The following is a 16,826-nucleotide window of genomic DNA, read 5'->3' as shown; positions in this document are numbered from 1 at the left end:
ATATGGCCCCTCAGTCCCATTCCAGGCCGCCGCGCCGCCATACGTACGCGTACGCGACGAAGACGGTGAGCACGAAGAGCAGCATCTCCACGAGCCCGAAAAGCCCCAGGGCGTCGAAGGTGACGGCCCAGGGGTAGAGGAAGACGATCTCGATGTCGAAGACGATGAAGAGCATCGCCGTCAGGTAGTACTTGATGGGGAAGCGCCCGCCGCCGGCCGGCGTGGGGGTCGGCTCGATACCGCACTCGTAGGCTTCGAGCTTGGCGCGGTTGTACCGCTTCGGACCGATCAGCGTGGCCATGACCACGGAGAAGATCGCAAAGCCTGCCCCGAGGGCTCCCAGTACGAGGATGGGCGCATACGCGTTCACCGCTCCTCGCTCCTCTCAGTCGGCACTGACTGCTGGCGGTTCGCTGGGCTCACATCCGCCCCACCGGCCCCACGAACCCCGCTCGTCCCGGCGAAGATCGAGAACATGTGAAGCAGGTCACAAGCCCAACTGCCTCGCATCTTATGCCCGCCGATCTGTGATCTGCGACACGGGGTATTCCACAAGCTTTGTGATCTCCACCACCTGACGAAGGATCATGAAGTCGGATGATGGGTGATCTTCATACGCGAAGCGTTCACTTGATCACCAGAAGTGACATTCCCGCCCGTCACCGCAGGCCGGAGGGGGCGTCTCAATATCAAGAGAGTTCGCTTGCATGCAAATTGGCGTTGGACACTCGATCTTGGTAGTGGATCTCGTTCACACATCAGGGGGAGACGGGAGGTGCGGTGTGGACGGGAGTGAAAGCGCGTGCGCGCGTTCACGAGCCCCACACGCGCGGGACGCCGGCCCTCGTGCGACCGTTCCGTGACCTCGGTCACAGTCACAGCAGCCTCCCAGGAACCGGGCTTGGCCAACCACCCCAACCGGTGGTAAGCGTGGGGCAATTCGGACGTAATGATCAAAGACCGTGATCAAGGGCTTGATCACGGGCGTCCGTAATGTCCGTTACGGCGTCAATAAGGAACGACACGCCCGAGGTTTGAGGTCTCGATTGGGCAACTGTGGCGCAGCACACGTTTCTTGAAGATATGGAGTAGCCCCTGATACCGGTTGTTCCCATGTCCCACACCGCTCACATACGCAGCCACCGGAAGCCCCGCCGCAGCGCGTCGTCCCTCGCGATGCGGGCCGGAGTTGCCGGTGGCGTCCTCAGCACCCTGGCCGTCGCCGGGTCCGCCGGTTCGGCCAGCGCCGCCGAGCCGGTGACGCAGACCCTCGAACTGCCCACCCTGACGGCCGACCTGGCCGCCCAGGCGGCCCAGTCCGCGGACGCCACGCAGCAGGCCGCGGCGAACTACCAGCTCCAGGCCGAGCGCGACGCGGCCGCCGCGAAGGCCGCGAAGCAGGCCAAGGCGGACCTCGCCGAGGCCAAGCAGAAGGCGGCCGAGGCCAAGAAGAAGGCCGAGGAGGCCGCCCGCAAGGCGGCCGCCGAGCGCGCCTCCCGCAGCACGGCCCGTACGACCCTCTCGACGAGCGCCTCCACCGGCTCCACCGCCACGAGCACCAGCACCAGCTCCTCCACGGCCACCGGTTCCGCCGCGGCCGTCGTCAGCTTCGTCAAGTCGCAGCTGGGCAAGGCGTACGTCTCCGGTGCCACCGGCCCCTCCGCGTACGACTGCTCGGGCCTCGTGCAGACCGCCTTCAAGCAGGTCGGCGTGAACCTGCCGCGCGTCTCCCAGGACCAGTCGACCGCCGGCACCCAGGTCTCGCTGAGCAACCTCCAGCCGGGCGACATCCTGTACTGGGGCAGCGCGGGCAGCGCGTACCACGTCGCGGTGTACGTGGGCGGCGGCATGTTCGTCGGCGCGCAGAACCCGTCGGACGGCGTCGCGGAGCACCCGCTGTCGTACGACCAGCCGACGGGCGCCGTGCGGGTGCTCTGAGACATCCCGTACCGTTTCGCATACATGGGGCGCTTCGCGCGCCTTGCGCAGGGCCGCAGCCGCTCGGGGGCAGCGGCCCTGCGGCGTTCCCTGGCATGCTCGGGACTCGGCCGCCGCACGGCGGTCTCGTCCACGAGTGAAGGAGAAGACGCGATGCCACGCGTGTTCGTACAGGGCGCCCCCGTCGCCCGATTCCCCCGGTACGCCCCCGAGGCCGGGCGCGGCGCGGTGCGCCGGATCACCGAGGTCGGCGAGGCGGTGCTGCACAAGCCGTGCCGGGACGTCACGGAGTTCGGGCCCGACCTCGCGGCGCTCGTCGACGACATGTTCCGCACGATGTACGTCGCCGAGGGGGCGGGGCTCGCGGCGAATCAGGTCGGGGTCGATCTGCGCCTTTTCGTGTACGACTGCCCCGATGACGACGGGAACCGACATGTCGGACACATCGTCAACCCCGTACTGGAATCACCCCTCGGCGGCCGGCGGCTGCTGGACGAGGGCGAGGGGTGCCTGTCGGTGCCGGGCGCGGTGATGGCCGTACCGCGGCCGGACCGGGCCGTCGTGCGCGGGCAGGACCGGGACGGCAACCCCGTGGAGATCGAGGGCACGGGCTACTTCGCGCGCTGCCTCGCCCACGAGACGGATCACACCGGTGGGTACATCTACCTCGATCGGCTGACCAAACGGGAGAAAAAGGACGCGCTGCGACAGATGGCGGACCGGCGGGAGGAGGTTTACGCCCGCAGGTCCGCCAAAGAGGCCGCCCTCGACGCCTGATCAGGCCTTCGGGGTCACCTTCGTCAGCCCGTTGATGATCCGGTCCATCGCGTCGCCGCCCGTCGGGTCGGTCAGGTTGGCCAGGAGCTTCAGGGTGAACTTCATCAGGACCGGGTGGGTCAGGCCGCGTTGGGTGGCGATCTGCATGACCTTGGGGTTGCCGATGAGCTTCACGAAGGCGCGGCCGAGGTTGTAGTAGCCGCCGTAGGTGTCCTTGAGGACGCGCGGGTAGCGCTGCAACGCGATCTCGCGCTGCGCCGGCGTCGCCCGCGCGTGTGCCTGGACGATGACGTCGGCGGCGATCTGGCCGGACTCCATGGCGTAGGCGATGCCCTCACCGTTGAAGGGGTTCACCAGGCCGCCGGCGTCGCCGACCAGCAGCAGCCCGCGGGTGTAGTGGGGCTGGCGGTTGAAGGCCATCGGCAGCGCGGCGCCGCGGATCGGGCCGGTCATGTTCTCGGGGGTGTAGCCCCAGTCCTCGGGCATGGACGCGCACCAGGCCTTGAGGATCTCGCGCCAGTCCAGTTCCTTGAAGGCGGCGGAGGTGTTGAGGACGCCGAGGCCGACGTTGGACGTGCCGTCGCCCATGCCGAAGATCCAGCCGTAGCCGGGCAGCAGCCGCTCCTGGGGGCCGCGCCGGTCCCACAGCTCCAGCCAGGACTCCAGGTAGTCGTCGTCGTGGCGGGGCGAGGTGAAGTACGTGCGCACCGCGACGCCCATCGGCCGGTCCTCTCGGCGGTGCAGGCCCATCGCCAGCGACAGCCGGGTGGAGTTGCCGTCGGCCGCGACGACGAGCGGCGCGTGATAGCGGACCTCGCGCTTCTCCTCGCCGAGCCTGGCGGTCACACCGGTGATGCGGCCGGTGCGCTCGTCCACGATCGGGCCGGAGACATTGCAGCGCTCGTACAGCCGCGCGCCCGCCTTCTGCGCGTTTCGGGCCAGGATCTCGTCGAAGTCGTCGCGCTTGCGCACGAGTCCGTAGTTCGGGTAGGCCGCGAGGTCCGGCCAGTCCAGCTGGAGACGGGAGCCGCCGCCGATGATGCGCAGGCCCTTGTTGCGCAGCCAGCCGGCCTCCTCGGAGATGTCGATGCCCATGGCGACGAGCTGCTTGACCGCGCGGGGCGTGAGGCCGTCGCCGCACACCTTCTCGCGCGGGAACTCCGTCTTCTCCAGGAGCAGGACGTCGAGACCGGCCTTGGCCAGGTGGTACGCGGTCGCGGAGCCGGCTGGCCCCGCGCCCACGACGATCACATCGGCGGAGTGGTCGGAGAGGGGCTCGGTCACGGCGGGATCTCCCCAAGTTCGAAATCTGCGTGCCGACCGGCACTGGACATGGGCAGTCTATTCAGCGGAATAGATCACCCGGCTGAAGGGCTGCCCTGTGAACCGACCTCTCCCCGCGCTGCGGCTGCGTGTTCCCACCCATGAGGACGCCCTCGACTGGCACCGGGTCTTCGCCGATCCCGAGGTGATGGAGTTCCACGGCGGCAAGCCCGCCGGGCTGTCGGTGTACGAGGAACTGACCGCGCGCCAGCGGCGGCACGACGCGGAACTCGGCTTCTGCCTCTGGACGGTCCTGGACGAGTCCGACGAGGTCCTCGGCTTCACCGGCGCCCAGCCCTGGCGCCCCGAGTGGGGCCCGGTCGGCGCGATCGAGATCGGCTGGCGGCTCGGCCGGGCGCACTGGGGCAAGGGGTACGTCACCGCCGCCGCGCGCGAGACCCTGCGGCGGGTGCGGGAGGCGGGGGTGCCGGAGGTGGTGGCGATGGTACGGCCGGGCAACGAGCGGTCCATCGCGGTGACCCGGCGCCTGGGCATGCGCCCCGCGGAGACCTACCCGCACCCGGTCCTGGACGAGGAAGCGCTCTGCTTCCGGCTGGCCCTCGACCCCCTTGACAGTGACGTAAAGTAACCAACTGTCACAGTATGACACCGACTCCTTCCGGCCGGAACGCACCGGGGCTACCCTGCCAGTACCGCTGGGGGTGACGTCTGTGCACACAACACCCAAAACACCCGAAGTGCGTGTGCCACGGCTGGTCGGTCTGATGGCCGTGGACGCGCGCGAGACCGCCCGGGCCCGGGGCCTGTTCCTGGCCGCGCCGGACCGCCCGGACTTCCAACGGGCGGTCGTGGACTACGTCGTACGCCAGTACCCGCAGCCCGGCGCGGAGGTCCCGGTGGACTCGATGGTGTACGTGTGGTTCGACTTCACGGAGGGCGAGGGCGGCGGGGGCGTGCGCGAACCGCGCGTCCCCCGGCCGCCGACGGGCGGGCTCCAGCGGGAACTGGGGGAACCGGGGGACGCGTTCGAGATGATCGGCCGGTGAGGCTCAGTCCTTGAAGCCGCGGTGCAGGGCGACCACGCCCCCGGTGAGGTTGCGCCAGGCCACCCGGGACCAGCCCGCCTCGCGGAGCCGTTCGGCGAGGCCGGGCTGGTCCGGCCAGGCGCGGATGGACTCGGCGAGGTAGACGTACGCGTCCGGGTTCGAGGACACCGCGCGCGCGACCGGGGGCAGGGCGCGCATCAGGTACTCGGTGTAGACGGTCCGGAAGGGCGTCCAGGTCGGGTGCGAGAACTCGCAGATCACGACGCGCCCGCCGGGCCTGGTGACGCGGTACATCTCGCGCAGCGCGGCGTCGGTGTCCTGCACGTTGCGCAGGCCGAAGGAGATGGTCACGGCGTCGAAGGTGTCGTCCTTGAACGGCAGCCTCGTCGCGTCGCCCGCCGTGAACGGCAGCCAGGTGTGACGCTTCTTGCCGACCTGGAGCATGCCGAGCGAGAAGTCGCAGGGCACGACGTACGCGCCGGTGCGGGCGAAGGGCAGGGAGGAGGTGGCGGTGCCGGCGGCGAGGTCCAGGATCTTCTGCGCGGGGCGGGCGTCGACGGCCCGGGCGACCTCCTTGCGCCAGCGGCGGTCCTGTCCCAGGGACAGCACGTCGTTGGTCAGGTCGTACCGTTCCGCCACGTTGTCGAACATCGAGGCGACTTCGTGCGGCTGCTTGTCCAGGGATGCGCGGGTCACCCGGCCATTGTCGCAGCCCGGTCCCGGCGGACGGCTCCGGGTCGGGCGTGTTCGGGTCCTCGCCGGCTGCCAGGAGGACCGACGTCAGCGACGCCGGTACAGCAGCCGTCCCCCGATCACCGTCGCCACGCACGTCGACGCCCCCCGCTCGGCGAGTTCCGACGCGTCGGACACGTCGAAGACGGCGAAGCGGGCGGCGGAACCCGGCTCACGCGGCGACGGCACCTCCGGGGGCAGCCCGCACGCGAGGGGGTCCAGGGAAGGCACCCCGCCGGGACGGCCCGCGCGGCTCACCAGGTCCAGCCCGGTGCGCCGTACCGCGTCCACGACGGCCGGCCTGCGCAGCGCCTCGCACGCCACCGCCACCGTCCCGTGCGCCAGCATCCGCTGCACCCCGCGCCGTGCGCTCCCGCCCCACCGGACGTCGTCCGGCGCGAGGGCGGCGAGCGCGTCGCCCGTCAGCGGTTCGGTGCCCAGCTCCTCGGCCTCCCGGGGGTCCGGGTGGTACGTCTCCTCCAGCAGCTCCGTGCCGTGGAGGTTGACGAAACCGGGCGTCAGGATGCCCGGCCACCGCCGCACCCGCGCCCGCGGATACGCGTCGGCCAGCTGCCGGACATCGCCCGCGGCCACGACCCACGCGCCCTCGACGGCGAGCGCGTGCCCCGTGGAGTCCGCGTGAATCGTCAGCACGGCGCGCTCAGTTCGCGGAGAGCAGCTTCAGCTCGGGGTGCGCGGTGCCGCCCTCGATCGCCGTGGAGGAGATGTGGGAGACCACGCGGTCGTCGACGGGGTCGTCGGCCGGGTCGTCGTGCACGACGAGGTGCTCGTACGTCGTCGCGCGCTGCGCCGGCACCCGCCCCGCCTTGCGGATGAGGTCGATGATCTCCAGCCGGTTGGAGCGGTGCCGGGCGCCGGCCGAGGAGACCACGTTCTCCTCCAGCATGATCGAGCCGAGGTCGTCCGCGCCGTAGTGCAGGGACAGCTGGCCGACCTCCTTGCCCGTGGTGAGCCAGGAGCCCTGGATGTGCTGGACGTTGTCGAGGAACAGCCGCGCGATGGCGATCATCCGCAGGTACTCGAAGAGGGTCGCCTGGGTACGGCCCTTGAGGTGGTTGTTCTCGGGCTGGTACGTGTACGGGATGAACGCGCGGAAGCCGCCCGTGCGGTCCTGCACGTCACGGATCATCCGCAGGTGCTCGATGCGCTCGGCGTTGGTCTCGCCGGTGCCCATCAGCATGGTGGAGGTGGACTCCACGCCCAGGCCGTGCGCCGTCTCCATGATCTCCAGCCAGCGCTCGCCGCTCTCCTTGAGCGGGGCGATGGCCTTGCGCGGCCGCTCGGGCAGCAGCTCGGCGCCGGCGCCGGCGAAGGAGTCGAGACCGGCCGCGTGGATGCGGGTGATGGCCTCCTCGACCGACACCCCGCTGATCCGGGCCATGTGCTCGACCTCGGACGCGCCCAGCGAGTGGATCACCAGTTGGGGGAAGGCGTCCTTGATGGCCTTGAAGTGCTTCTCGTAGTACTCGACGCCGTAGTCCGGGTGGTGGCCGCCCTGGAACATGATCTGGGTGCCGCCCAGCTCGACGGTCTCCGCGCAGCGGCGCAGGATGTCGTCCAGGTCGCGGGTCCAGCCCTTGTCCGTGTCCTTGGGGGCCGCGTAGAAGGCGCAGAACCTGCACGCCGTGACACACACGTTCGTGTAGTTGATGTTGCGCTCGATGATGTACGTCGCGATGTGCTCGATACCCGCGTACTTACGGCGGCGTACGGCATCGGCGGCGGCGCCCAGCGCGTGCAGCGGGGCGTCGCGGTAGAGGGCGACGGCCTCTTCCGGGGTGATCCGCCCGCCGGCGGCGGCACGGTCGAGGACGGACTGGAGGTCGGCCTTCTCGGTCACCGGGGGGTCCCTTTCGTAAGGGGTACGGACGGACCGGACCAGCCTACGACAGCGCCGTATACGCGCCGATCAGCACCCCGGCGAGCGTCCCGCCCAGCAGGAACGGCCCGAAGGCGATCCCCGCCCTGCGCGACGCCCGCCGCACGGCGACGAGCGCACCGCCGTACAGCGCCCCGGCGAGGACCGCGGCGAAGGTCCCCAGCAGTACGGCACTCCACCCGTACCACCCGAGCACGGCCCCCATCCCCAGGGCCAGCTTCGCGTCCCCGAGTCCCATCCCGCCCGGGTTCACCAGGTGCAGCACCGCGTACCCGACCCCGAGCGCGCCCGCCCCGCCCCACGCGGTGGGCCAGTGCCCGGCGTGCCCGGGGAACAGCGAGGCGAGCCCCAGCAGCGCGAGGGCGGCGGCGGCGAGCGGCAGCGTCAGCACGTCGGGCAGCCGTCGCACCCGGACGTCGACCACGCCCAGCAGCACGCCCACCGGCGCGAGCAGCAGCCAGACCGCCAGCTCGGGCCTCGGGCCGGTCGCGGCGGCGAGGGCGGCGCACAGGAGGGCGGTGACGGCGGAGAGAGGGGCGAAGGGCGCGCCCTGGCGCGCGCATTCCCGGCACTCCACCGGTCCGAGCCATCCCCGCAGTACGTGTTCCCCCGGGCACCGGGCGCGCCACGCCTCCTCCACCGGCACGGCGAACCGGTAGGCGGCCCTGGGCAGCAGCGCTCCCGCCACCGCACCCCACAGCGCGGCGGCGCCCCACAGCGGCACGTCACCCATCCCGGCTCGACGAGTGCACGGGCCGGGAACCGGTCGGGGTCGAGATCCTGCGTCGCGCCATGGCAGGTGTCCTGGGTCGTATGAGCGGGAGAAGTGGTGCTCGGGACGCTGAGAGACTACAGAGATCGCGGGCGGCGGACGGCCGGTCCCGTGAGGTCCGTGACGGTCCGAAGGCGGCGGCGAGGGCGTGGTCGCGCGCTTCGGAACACTTCTTCGATGGGTGGGTTGTGAGCATAACGGAACGGTTGTCCATGAGAGCCGCGGCCGTGGCGGTGGCCGCGTTGGCGGTGACCACGGGCTGTGGAGGTCCGGGCGGCGACACGGATCCCGGGTCGGTGGTGAAGAAGGCACAGTCGCTCGCGCAGGAGACGCTCGACGCGGTCCGGCCCGCCGCCGGGTCGGCCGCCACGTCGGTCGAGGGCGGCAGTTGGGAGAAGTGTCCGTCCGAGGAGCCCGGCCCGGACAGGTTCAGCTACGACTACGGCCTGAGGCTCGATGTCCCGAAGGACTCGTCCCGACGAGTCCTGGACGCGGCGAAAGCCCACTTCGTCAAGGCCGGATACACGCTCGACGCCCCGGACCCGAAGGTGGCCCGGGTCGGGGGGACGCTCCCCAAGTCGCAGTGGTGGGTCGGTGTCGGCGTGCAGAACGCGTCGTCGATGTTCATCAGCACCGGTTCGGGATGCGTCCCCCTGTCCGCCGACCCGAGGTCTGACGCCGGCAGGTCCTAGCCGACCTTCGTCAGCACCGCCACCGTGTCGCCCTGCGTCTCGCTGCCCGAGGTGTACGTCAAATCGCCGTAGGTGGGCGTGAGTTCCACCACGTGGGTGGCCGCGTCGCAGCCGGCGTGGCCGGCCGAGGTGGCGGTCAGCCGAGAGGCGGTGGCCTGTTTCAGGACGAGGACGTCGGTGCAGACCCTGCCCCGTTGATCCGTCTGTCTCAGGCTGCCCAACTCCGCGCCCACCGCGGCCTGGTGAACGGTGAGGCGGTAAGTGCCGATACGCCGGCCGCTGTCCAGGCCGGTGGCCGGCCCCTCCCACGTCCCGAGACAGCGGGCCGGTATCGCGCCGGGACCCTTGGTCCCACCGCCGCCGGAACCGCCCTGGGGAGGGTCCGTGGAGGTCCCGGTGGGCTCGGGCTCGGAGTCGCCGGGAGGTGTCGCGCCCGAAGTCGCCGAGCCTGCGGCGGGGTTGGGCGCACCGCCCGCCTCGCTGGTGTGGCCGCCGGACCACGGGCGCAGCAGGGCGCCCGTCCCGACCGTCGCCACGGCCAGCGCGCCGGCGACCGCGAGCGCCACCGTGCAGCTGATCCGGCGCCCGCCGCGGGGGTCCGAGGGCGACGCGCTCGCCGCCACGCTCACCGAAAGCTTCCCGGGCCGCGCGCCGTCCCCGTCCCGGGGCGCGGGCACGACGGTCGGCGTACCGGGCGGCGCGGGGGCGTGGGCGGGCGGGGCGGGGAAGCCGGAGGCGGGGGCGGACGGGACCGAGAACGCGGACGCGGTTCCCGGTCCGAGTCCCAGCCTCGGCCCCGGTTCCCGGTCCCGGGCGGAATCCCGGTCCCGATCCCCCCGCAGCGTAGTGATTACGGCTGGAGCAGATCCACCTTCACATCCGCCGGGAAGCCCGTCGTCGGACCGACCCGGCGCGCGAACTCGGCGACCGCGGCCAGCTGCGGCTCGCCGAAGCTGAAGTCGAGGGTGGTGAAGTACTTGGCGAGGGTCTCCGCGTCGAAGGCCTCCCAGTGGGCCGCCTGCTCGGCGACCTTGTCGACCTCTTCGAGGGAGATCTTCTTGGACTCCAGGAAGGCCTGGTGCACCTGGTGGGTGATGAGCGGTTCGCGCTCCAGGTAGTCCCGCCGGGCCGCCCACACCGCGAAGACGAACGGCAGGCCGGTCCACTCCTTCCACAGCGCGCCCAGGTCGTGCACGGCGAGGCCGTAGCGCGGGCCGTCGTGCAGGTTGGCGCGCAGGGCCGCGTCGCCGATCAGCACGGCGGCCTCGGCCTCCTGCATCATCAGGCTGAGGTCGGGCGGGCACGTGTAGTACTCGGGCCGGACGCCGTACCGCTCGGCCAGCAGGAGCTGCGCGAGGCGGACCGAGGTGCGGGAGGTCGAGCCGAGGGCGACCTTGGCGCCGTCCAGCTGCTCCAGCGGCACCTGCGAGACGATCACGCAGGACATCACCGGGCCGTCGCAGCCGACCGCGATGTCCGGGAAGGCGACCAGATCATCCGAGTTCTTCAGGTACTCGACCAGGGTGACCGGGGCCACGTCGAGCTCTCCTTGGATCAACCGCTCGCTGAGCTTCTCCGGCGTGTCCTTGGTCAGCTGGAAGTCGAGGAGGGTGCCGGTTCTCGCGAGCCCCCAGTAGAGGGGCAGGCAGTTCAGGAACTGGATGTGGCCGACGCGCGGCCGGGTGCGAGAAATGTCCACATCGCGGGACTCTAGCCCTCGGCTGGTACGGTGCTTGGACCGGCCCCACCGTCAAACGGGTTACCGACTTTCAAACATCCGGGTGAAGTGATCTTGCCCTCTATTGCTTTCGGCTGCCCGCATGCTAGGCTCGCCGCAAGTTGCAGTTTGGTTTCCCTTGCAGTACAGAGCCTGCGGAGCATGTGACCGCGGGCTCTCGTCGTTTTCAGACGTATGCAGTGGTGCAGCAGGTTTTCGCACTTGCAGGTTCTGGAGCAGGGCAAACCCTTTTGAGCCCAAGGAGGGCTTATGGCTACCGGAACCGTTAAGTGGTTCAACGCCGAAAAGGGCTTTGGCTTCATCGCCCAGGAGGGCGGCGGCCCCGACGTCTTCGTTCACTACTCCGCGATCAACGCCACCGGCTTCCGCTCCCTGGAGGAGAACCAGCAGGTGTCCTTCGACGTGACGCAGGGCCCGAAGGGCCCGCAGGCGGAGAACGTCACCCCCGTCTGATCACTGCCTGATCGCAGAACCTGAGAGCAGTACCCAAGGAGCCCCGTGCCGTCTTCGGCAACGGGGCTCCTGCCTTTCCCCGCATCCGGAGCAATTTCTTCCGCTGTTCCCTATTCGTTCATGAACTACGTTCCATGCTCATGACCGAAACCCAGGATCAAACCCAGGACCAGTCCCAGGACCAGACCCGGGACCAGACCCGGGACTTCCCGGACTTCCTCACCGCCACCCGCGCCTTCTACGACACCGTCGCCGAGGACTACGCCCAGCACTTCGCGAATCCGCTCGCCGACAAGCCACTGGAGCGGGCCCTGCTCGCCGCCTTCGCCGAGCTGGTGGGCCCCGGCGGCGCGGTCGCGGACCTCGGCTGCGGTCCCGGCGCGGTCACCGGGCACCTCGCCGCCCTGGGCCTGGACGTCCTCGGGCTCGACCTCTCCGCCGCCATGCTCGACGTGGCCCGCCGCGAGCACCCCGGGCTGCGCTTCGGGCAGGGCTCCATGCTGGACCTCCCGCTCCCCGACGGGGGCCTCGCCGGTGCCGTCTCCTGGTACTCCTCCATCCACACCCCGGACGAGCGGCTCCCGGACCTGTTCGCCGAGCTGTACCGCGTCCTCGCCCCCGGCGGGCAGCTGCTGCTGGCCTTCCAGGTCGGCGAGGAGCCCCTGCGGCCGGCGGACCCCTGGGGCCACCCGGTGACGCTGGACTTCCGGCGGCGCCGGCCCGAGGACATGGCCCGGCTGCTGACGCGGGCGGGGTTCGCGCCCGTCTTCCGCACCGTCCGCGCGCCCGACGAAACGCTCGGCGCGGGTGTCGCCCAGGTCCCACAGGCCTTCCTGGGAGCCGCCAAACCCGCCTGACACCCTTCCGACACCTGTTCTGACCTGCGTCGTCGAACAGGGGTACCGACGGCCTCCCCGGCCCCGGTACCCAGCGGGGACGGCATGGGGACCGCTTACCCCAAACATCGGTCGTGGCGTCGGGGAGGGCCCGGCGACCGGAACACGGTCCGTCTCTCACAAGGGGTTGCACATGCGTTCCATCGCACTGCGTACGAAGACGGTTCTGACGGCTCTGACCGGCGCGGGCGTCCTCGCCCTGGGTGCCGCCGCGGCCCTGCCCGCCACCGGGCTGCACCAGGCCGTGGTGCACGGCACCAGCAGCCACCCGAGCACCGTGCTGGCCGACGACCGTGGTCCGGGCGTCGTCGGCTCCTGACCGTCCGTCCGCACACCAGCGGGCGCCCGCCGCAGCGCGTCACACCCCCCGCCTTCCCCGAACACCGCACCACCGCACCACCGCACCCCCACACCACCGCACCCCCCACACCACCGCACCCCCCCACACCACCGCACCCCCCCCCACACCACCACTCCCCCGCACACGAGCGCTCAACGGCACCGGCCGGGTCCCGCACCCCCGGTGCCGTTGCCGTTGCCGTCCCGTACGACACCGGTGCCGGACGAACCGAAGGCCGGCCGGGTCCTACAGCCGCCGCCCGGCCTCCGTGACCCCCATCGCGTCGTACAGCGCCCGCGCCTCCGCGCTGTGCCGCTCGGCCGTCTTCTCGTCGTCCAGCGCCTGCGCCGCCTCCGCCATCCCGTGCAGGGCGTGCGCGATCTCTATCCGGTACCCGTGCCGGGAGGCCAGTTCGTGGGCCTGCCCGTGCAGTTCCATCGCCCGCTCCGGCGCCCCGCTGCGCAGATGGACGAGCCCCACCACGTTGGACACCGTCGCCTGGCGCAGCGCCGTGCCCTCCGCGGAGACCAGGTCGAGCGCCCGCTCGGCATGCTCCGCGGCCGAGCGGAGATCGCCGAGCCGCTGGCAGACCCGCGCCCAGTGGGCGAGGACCACGGCGACGTTGGCCGGCTTGCGGGACTCGTCGCACAGCTCCAGGGCCTGGGCGAGGCAGGCGCGCGCCCGCTCGTCCTCGCCGGTGCCGAGGTGGGCGAGGGCGAGGAAGGTCAGGGAGTGGATCTCGTTGCTGCGCTCGCCCAGGCGCCGGTTCAGCTCGGTGGCGCGGGCCGCGTTGCGGGCGCCCTCCGCGTAGTGCCCGGTCCAGATCTGCACGGTGGAGAGGTTGACCAGCGCCTGCGCCTCCATCCGGGACAGGCCCAGCTCCCGGTGCAGCGCGATGCCCTGGTCCAGGTAGGCGCGGGCCTGTTCGAAGTTGCCGAGGGAGCCGTGCAGCAGGCCGAGCACGTCCAGGCACATCGCCTCGGAGCGCGGATCGCTGCCCTGGGACAGCTCCAGGCCCTCCTGGGCGGTGGTGATGCCGTCCTGGAAGTCGCCGAGCCACCAGTGCGCCACCGCCAGGTTGCACAGGCTGATGCCGAGCAGCGCCGGGTTCTCCAGCCGGCGGCAGGCGGCGACCCCGATCCGGCCGACCACCCGGAACTCCTCGTAGCGGCCGCGCAGGTCCAGGTAGAAGAGCAGGTTGCGGGCGAGCAGGGCGGCCGGGCGGTGCAGGCCCTGGGTGCCGGCCTGGGCGACGACCGCGAGCAGCGCCTCGTACTCCCGGTCGAACCAGCGCAGCGCCTGCTCGCCGTCGTCCAGGCGGGGCAGGTCGGGCACGCTCCTGGCCGGGTCGTCGCCGTAGCGGCTGCGGCCGGGGAAGAGGGTCTCGCAGGCTTGGTCCGTGGTCTCGATGTAGTACGCCACGAGGCGCTCGACGGCGGACTCCTCGTCGTCCTCCGCCTCGCGGACGCTGAGGGCGTAGGTGCGCACCAGGTCGTGGAAGCCGTACAGGCCCGCCTCGTGCTGCTCCAGCAGGTGCGCGTCGAGCAGGCACTCCAGCAGGTCCTCGGCCTCGTGGCCGTCGGTGCCGAGCAGGGCGGCGGCGGAGGGCACGTCGATGGCGCTGCCGGGGTGCAGCCCGAGCAGCCGGAAGGCGCCGCGCTGGTCCTCGTCCATCGCCTGGTACGACAGCCGGAGCGTGGCCTCGACGCTGCGTTCCCCGGCACTCAGTTCGCGCAGCCGCCGGGTCTCGTCGGCGAGCCGGTCGACCAGGTACTGCACGGTCCAGCGGGGCCGGTTGCGCAGCCGGGCGGTGGTGATGCGCAGGGCGAGCGGCAGCCCCCCGCACAGCCGCGCCAGCCGGTCCACGGCCCGGGGCTCGGCGGCGGTGCGGTCGGCGCCCAGCATCCGGGTGAGCAGGGTGGCGCTGTCACCGGCCGACAGGAGCCCCAGCGACAGCCACTCGGAGCCGTCGAGGTCGAGCATCCGGACCCGGCTGGTGACGATGGCGAGGCAGTCCTCGGAGGCCGGCAGCAGGGGCCGTACCTGGGCGGCGTCGGCAGCGTTGTCAAGGAGCAGCAATAACTTGCGCTGCGCGGAAACGGTCCGCCAGAAGGTGGTACGCCGTTCCAGATCGTCCGGTATTCGATCATCCGGTATGCCCAGTGTGTGCAATAAGGAGTGCAATACGGCCCCCGGTTCCTGGGCCTTCTCGCCCGGACTGAAGCCGCGCAGGTCCACGAAGAGCTGTCCGTCGGGATACTCGGGGGCCAGCAGGTGGGCGGCGTGCACCGCGAGCGCGGTCTTGCCGCTGCCGCCCATGCCGTCCACGCCGACGATCCGGGTGCCGCCGGTGGCCGGGGCGCAGCCCACGGTGACCAGCCGGGACAGTTCCTCGTCGCGGCCGGTGAAGTCCGGCAGGTCGTAGGGCAGGGTGCAGGGCGCGGGCTCGGTGCCGGAGGTCTGGGTGGTGTACGGCGCGGGGACCAGCAGCGCGGCGCGGTCGGCCACCGACTGCGGTACCCGGGCGGCCACTTCGGGGCTGTCGCGCAGGATCGCCTCGTAGAGCCGGGTGAGTTCGGCGCCCGGGTCGATGCCCAGCTCCTCCACCAGCAGGTCGCGCACCCGCCCGAACTCCTCCAGCGCCTCGGCCTGCCGCCCGGCCCGGTACAGCGCCACCATCAGCCGCCCGCGCAGGGTCTCCCGCAGCGGGTGCGCGGTCACCAACTCCCTCAGCGGGCCCACGAGTTCGCCGGACTGTCCCAGCTCCAGCTGGAGTTCGAAGTACTGCTCGGCGACCGCCATGTGGCGTTCTTCGAGGGCCGCCGACGCCGCGCTGATCACGGAACCGCCCGCGCCCGCCATCACCGGGCCCCGCCACAGCTCCAGGCAGGACCGCAGATGGCCGACGGCCTCCTCGGGCCGGCCGGCCGCCACCGCCTGCCGCGCCTGTCGGGACCGTTCGGTGAACTCGTGCAGGTCCAGCTGGCGTTCGCCCAGCACGGCCCGGTAGCCGGCGCCGTCGGTGACGATCAGGGCCGCGCCGTCCGGGATGCGGGTGCGCAGCGCGGCGACGCACTTGCGTATCTGGTGACTCGCGGTCTGCGGTGGCTCGTCGTCCCACGCCGCGGCGACCAGCCGGGCCATCGGGACCATCCGGCCGGGTTCGAGCAGCAGGGTGACCAGCACCCGCTCCTGTGTGGGACTGCCCAGCCGCAACCGGCGCTCGCCGCACCAGCCTTCCAGCGAGCCGAGGATGTTGAAGCGCACGACAGGACGACCGGATGCCGCCGATTCCACGAACCCGTCCCCTCCGCCCCCGCCGCACCGCCCGGCCCGAGATGTTCGGGACCACCCTAGGTTGTACCCGAACGAGCAGCACGGAGGAGGCGATTCCGGCTACCTGGGGTCTTCCTCGGTCCTGGCGAACAGGCTAACCACCTCAGGCGATCTGGAGGAGGGCCGAACGCGCATCGCCGAGGAGGGCCGGATCATGACGGAGGATCGCGCTCTCCACCCGGCGCAGCGCGGGCGAGGGCTGGATGCCCAGTTCGTCGTCGAGCTGGCGGCGCATCCGGCGGAACACGTCGAGCGCGTCCGCCTGCCGCCCCGAGCAGTACAGGGCGACCATCAACTGCTCACAGAACCGTTCGCGCAGCGGGTGGTTGGTATGGGCCTCGGCCAGCTCCGCGAGCACCGCCGCATGCCGTCCGAGCCGCAGTTCGGCGTCGAACCGCAGCTCCATCGCCCGCATCCGGTACTCCTCGTAGCGCGCCCCGGCCAGCTGGCACAGGGGCCCGCCGGCGAACCCGCCGAACACCGGCCCCCGCCACAGCGCGAGCGCCTGCCCCAGCATCCGGGCGGTGCCCTCCGCGTCGTACGGCGACGCCGACTCGGCCTCCCGCACGGTCCGCACGAACTCGGCGGCGTCCACTTCGTCCTCGTCCACGGTCAGCCGGTAACCGGAGGGATGAATCGTCACCCGAGATACCGGACGCCCCGGTTCCAGGGCCTTCAGCTTCCGTCGAAGCCTGCTCACGTGCGCTTGGAGGGCGTTGGCCTGGTTGTCCGGCGCGGCCTCACCCCACATCTCCTCGACCAGGCTCTCCCCGGAAACCGGCTGACCCTCGCTGACCAGCAGCGTTTGTACGAGGGTCCGCTGTAGGTCGCCGCAGATCTCCGCCGGCCCGGACACGGTACGGACCTGCAGTGCCCCGAGGATCGAGAACTTCAGCATCCTTGCTCCGCCTCCTGTTGACGT

At 71.4% G+C, this 16,826-nt stretch carries 18 protein-coding genes; 8 read left to right on the top strand and 10 right to left on the bottom strand.

All coding sequences use genetic code 11. From position 1 onward, the window contains the following. Positions 1-10: 10 nt before the first annotated feature. Positions 11-370 (bottom strand): NADH-quinone oxidoreductase subunit A, encoded by a 360-nt coding sequence (locus ACWDD7_RS18015; protein WP_030494815.1) that lies wholly within the window; start codon positions 368-370, stop codon positions 11-13. Between the two features lie 743 nt (positions 371-1,113). Between ACWDD7_RS18015 and ACWDD7_RS18010 the strand changes: the two genes are divergently transcribed. After that, the gene (locus tag ACWDD7_RS18010; protein ID WP_351864398.1) at positions 1,114-1,938 is read left to right on the top strand and encodes a C40 family peptidase; all 825 of its coding nucleotides are present in this window, start codon (positions 1,114-1,116) and stop codon (positions 1,936-1,938) included. A 153-nt stretch (positions 1,939-2,091) separates the two neighbouring features. After that, positions 2,092-2,715 (top strand): peptide deformylase, encoded by a 624-nt coding sequence (gene def, locus ACWDD7_RS18005; RefSeq protein ID WP_392214602.1) that lies wholly within the window; start codon positions 2,092-2,094, stop codon positions 2,713-2,715. On the opposite strand, the gene ACWDD7_RS18000 is transcribed toward def, so the two are convergent. Next, positions 2,716-3,999: a geranylgeranyl reductase family protein gene (locus ACWDD7_RS18000; protein ID WP_450458004.1), complete on the bottom strand. Its 1,284-nt coding sequence runs from the start codon at positions 3,997-3,999 to the stop codon at positions 2,716-2,718. 97 nt (positions 4,000-4,096) lie between these two features. Here ACWDD7_RS18000 and ACWDD7_RS17995 point away from each other — a divergent pair, with 97 nt between their 5' ends. Together ACWDD7_RS17995 and ACWDD7_RS17990 are read left to right on the top strand one after the other, a co-directional pair. Beyond that, positions 4,097-4,627 carry a GNAT family N-acetyltransferase gene (locus ACWDD7_RS17995; RefSeq protein WP_351864406.1) on the top strand — a complete coding sequence of 177 codons (531 nt, stop codon included), beginning with the start codon at positions 4,097-4,099 and terminating at the stop codon, positions 4,625-4,627. A 109-nt stretch (positions 4,628-4,736) separates the two neighbouring features. Next, positions 4,737-5,045 carry a PASTA domain-containing protein gene (locus ACWDD7_RS17990; RefSeq protein WP_450458003.1) on the top strand — a complete coding sequence of 103 codons (309 nt, stop codon included), beginning with the start codon at positions 4,737-4,739 and terminating at the stop codon, positions 5,043-5,045. A gap of 3 nt (positions 5,046-5,048) precedes the next feature. Here ACWDD7_RS17990 and ACWDD7_RS17985 read toward each other — a convergent pair whose 3' ends face one another. From ACWDD7_RS17985 to ACWDD7_RS17970, 4 genes are all read right to left on the bottom strand, one after another. Then, positions 5,049-5,741 carry a demethylmenaquinone methyltransferase gene (locus tag ACWDD7_RS17985; RefSeq protein WP_450458002.1) on the bottom strand — a complete coding sequence of 231 codons (693 nt, stop codon included), beginning with the start codon at positions 5,739-5,741 and terminating at the stop codon, positions 5,049-5,051. Between the two features lie 84 nt (positions 5,742-5,825). Continuing rightward, positions 5,826-6,431 carry a hypothetical protein gene (locus ACWDD7_RS17980; RefSeq protein WP_450458001.1) on the bottom strand — a complete coding sequence of 202 codons (606 nt, stop codon included), beginning with the start codon at positions 6,429-6,431 and terminating at the stop codon, positions 5,826-5,828. 7 nt (positions 6,432-6,438) lie between these two features. Next, a complete protein-coding gene (gene mqnC / locus ACWDD7_RS17975; RefSeq protein ID WP_351864414.1) occupies positions 6,439-7,638 on the bottom strand; it encodes a cyclic dehypoxanthinyl futalosine synthase in 1,200 nt (399 codons plus the stop codon). Between the two features lie 43 nt (positions 7,639-7,681). Beyond that, the gene (locus tag ACWDD7_RS17970; protein WP_351864417.1) at positions 7,682-8,410 is read right to left on the bottom strand and encodes an A24 family peptidase; all 729 of its coding nucleotides are present in this window, start codon (positions 8,408-8,410) and stop codon (positions 7,682-7,684) included. A gap of 251 nt (positions 8,411-8,661) precedes the next feature. Between ACWDD7_RS17970 and ACWDD7_RS17965 the strand changes: the two genes are divergently transcribed. Continuing rightward, the gene (locus tag ACWDD7_RS17965) at positions 8,662-9,141 is read left to right on the top strand and encodes a hypothetical protein (protein ID WP_450458000.1); all 480 of its coding nucleotides are present in this window, start codon (positions 8,662-8,664) and stop codon (positions 9,139-9,141) included. On the opposite strand, the gene ACWDD7_RS17960 is transcribed toward ACWDD7_RS17965, so the two are convergent. Together ACWDD7_RS17960 and ACWDD7_RS17955 are read right to left on the bottom strand one after the other, a co-directional pair. After that, positions 9,138-9,818 carry a hypothetical protein gene (locus ACWDD7_RS17960; RefSeq protein ID WP_450457999.1) on the bottom strand — a complete coding sequence of 227 codons (681 nt, stop codon included), beginning with the start codon at positions 9,816-9,818 and terminating at the stop codon, positions 9,138-9,140. The genes ACWDD7_RS17965 and ACWDD7_RS17960 overlap by 4 nt on opposite strands. A gap of 173 nt (positions 9,819-9,991) precedes the next feature. Beyond that, positions 9,992-10,840 (bottom strand): menaquinone biosynthetic enzyme MqnA/MqnD family protein, encoded by an 849-nt coding sequence (locus tag ACWDD7_RS17955; RefSeq protein ID WP_351864425.1) that lies wholly within the window; start codon positions 10,838-10,840, stop codon positions 9,992-9,994. Between the two features lie 288 nt (positions 10,841-11,128). Here ACWDD7_RS17955 and ACWDD7_RS17950 point away from each other — a divergent pair, with 288 nt between their 5' ends. From ACWDD7_RS17950 to ACWDD7_RS17940, 3 genes are all read left to right on the top strand, one after another. Continuing rightward, on the top strand, positions 11,129-11,332 hold the full coding sequence (locus ACWDD7_RS17950; RefSeq protein ID WP_004984723.1) for a cold-shock protein: 204 nt from the start codon (positions 11,129-11,131) through the stop codon (positions 11,330-11,332). 140 nt (positions 11,333-11,472) lie between these two features. Beyond that, entirely contained in the window at positions 11,473-12,189 is a 717-nt protein-coding gene (locus tag ACWDD7_RS17945) for a class I SAM-dependent methyltransferase (protein WP_450457998.1), read from the top strand. A 172-nt stretch (positions 12,190-12,361) separates the two neighbouring features. Then, complete coding sequence (locus tag ACWDD7_RS17940; protein WP_351864430.1) at positions 12,362-12,547, top strand: hypothetical protein; 186 nt, start codon at positions 12,362-12,364, stop codon at positions 12,545-12,547. Positions 12,548-12,814: 267 nt separating this feature from the next. On the opposite strand, the gene ACWDD7_RS17935 is transcribed toward ACWDD7_RS17940, so the two are convergent. Both ACWDD7_RS17935 and ACWDD7_RS17930 read right to left on the bottom strand, forming a co-directional pair. Then, complete coding sequence (locus tag ACWDD7_RS17935; protein WP_450457997.1) at positions 12,815-15,835, bottom strand: AfsR/SARP family transcriptional regulator; 3,021 nt, start codon at positions 15,833-15,835, stop codon at positions 12,815-12,817. A gap of 172 nt (positions 15,836-16,007) precedes the next feature. Beyond that, positions 16,008-16,802: an AfsR/SARP family transcriptional regulator gene (locus tag ACWDD7_RS17930; protein WP_450457996.1), complete on the bottom strand. Its 795-nt coding sequence runs from the start codon at positions 16,800-16,802 to the stop codon at positions 16,008-16,010. Positions 16,803-16,826 lie beyond the last annotated feature (24 nt).

This window comes from Streptomyces sp. NPDC001056 (assembly GCF_053598955.1).
The sequence above is the reverse complement of the archived record's forward strand: the minus strand, read 5'-3'. Positions and strand labels throughout refer to the sequence as shown.

Coding starts and splice junctions, on each gene's coding strand:
- ACWDD7_RS18010 (WP_351864398.1), top strand. CDS start 1,114: ATGTCCCACACCGCTCACATACGCAGCCACCGGAAGCCCCGCCGCAGC.
- def (WP_392214602.1), top strand. CDS start 2,092: ATGCCACGCGTGTTCGTACAGGGCGCCCCCGTCGCCCGATTCCCCCGG.
- ACWDD7_RS17970 (WP_351864417.1), bottom strand. CDS start 8,410: ATGGGTGACGTGCCGCTGTGGGGCGCCGCCGCGCTGTGGGGTGCGGTG.
- ACWDD7_RS17965 (WP_450458000.1), top strand. CDS start 8,662: ATGAGAGCCGCGGCCGTGGCGGTGGCCGCGTTGGCGGTGACCACGGGC.
- ACWDD7_RS17950 (WP_004984723.1), top strand. CDS start 11,129: ATGGCTACCGGAACCGTTAAGTGGTTCAACGCCGAAAAGGGCTTTGGC.
- ACWDD7_RS17945 (WP_450457998.1), top strand. CDS start 11,473: ATGACCGAAACCCAGGATCAAACCCAGGACCAGTCCCAGGACCAGACC.
- ACWDD7_RS17940 (WP_351864430.1), top strand. CDS start 12,362: ATGCGTTCCATCGCACTGCGTACGAAGACGGTTCTGACGGCTCTGACC.
- ACWDD7_RS17930 (WP_450457996.1), bottom strand. CDS start 16,802: ATGCTGAAGTTCTCGATCCTCGGGGCACTGCAGGTCCGTACCGTGTCC.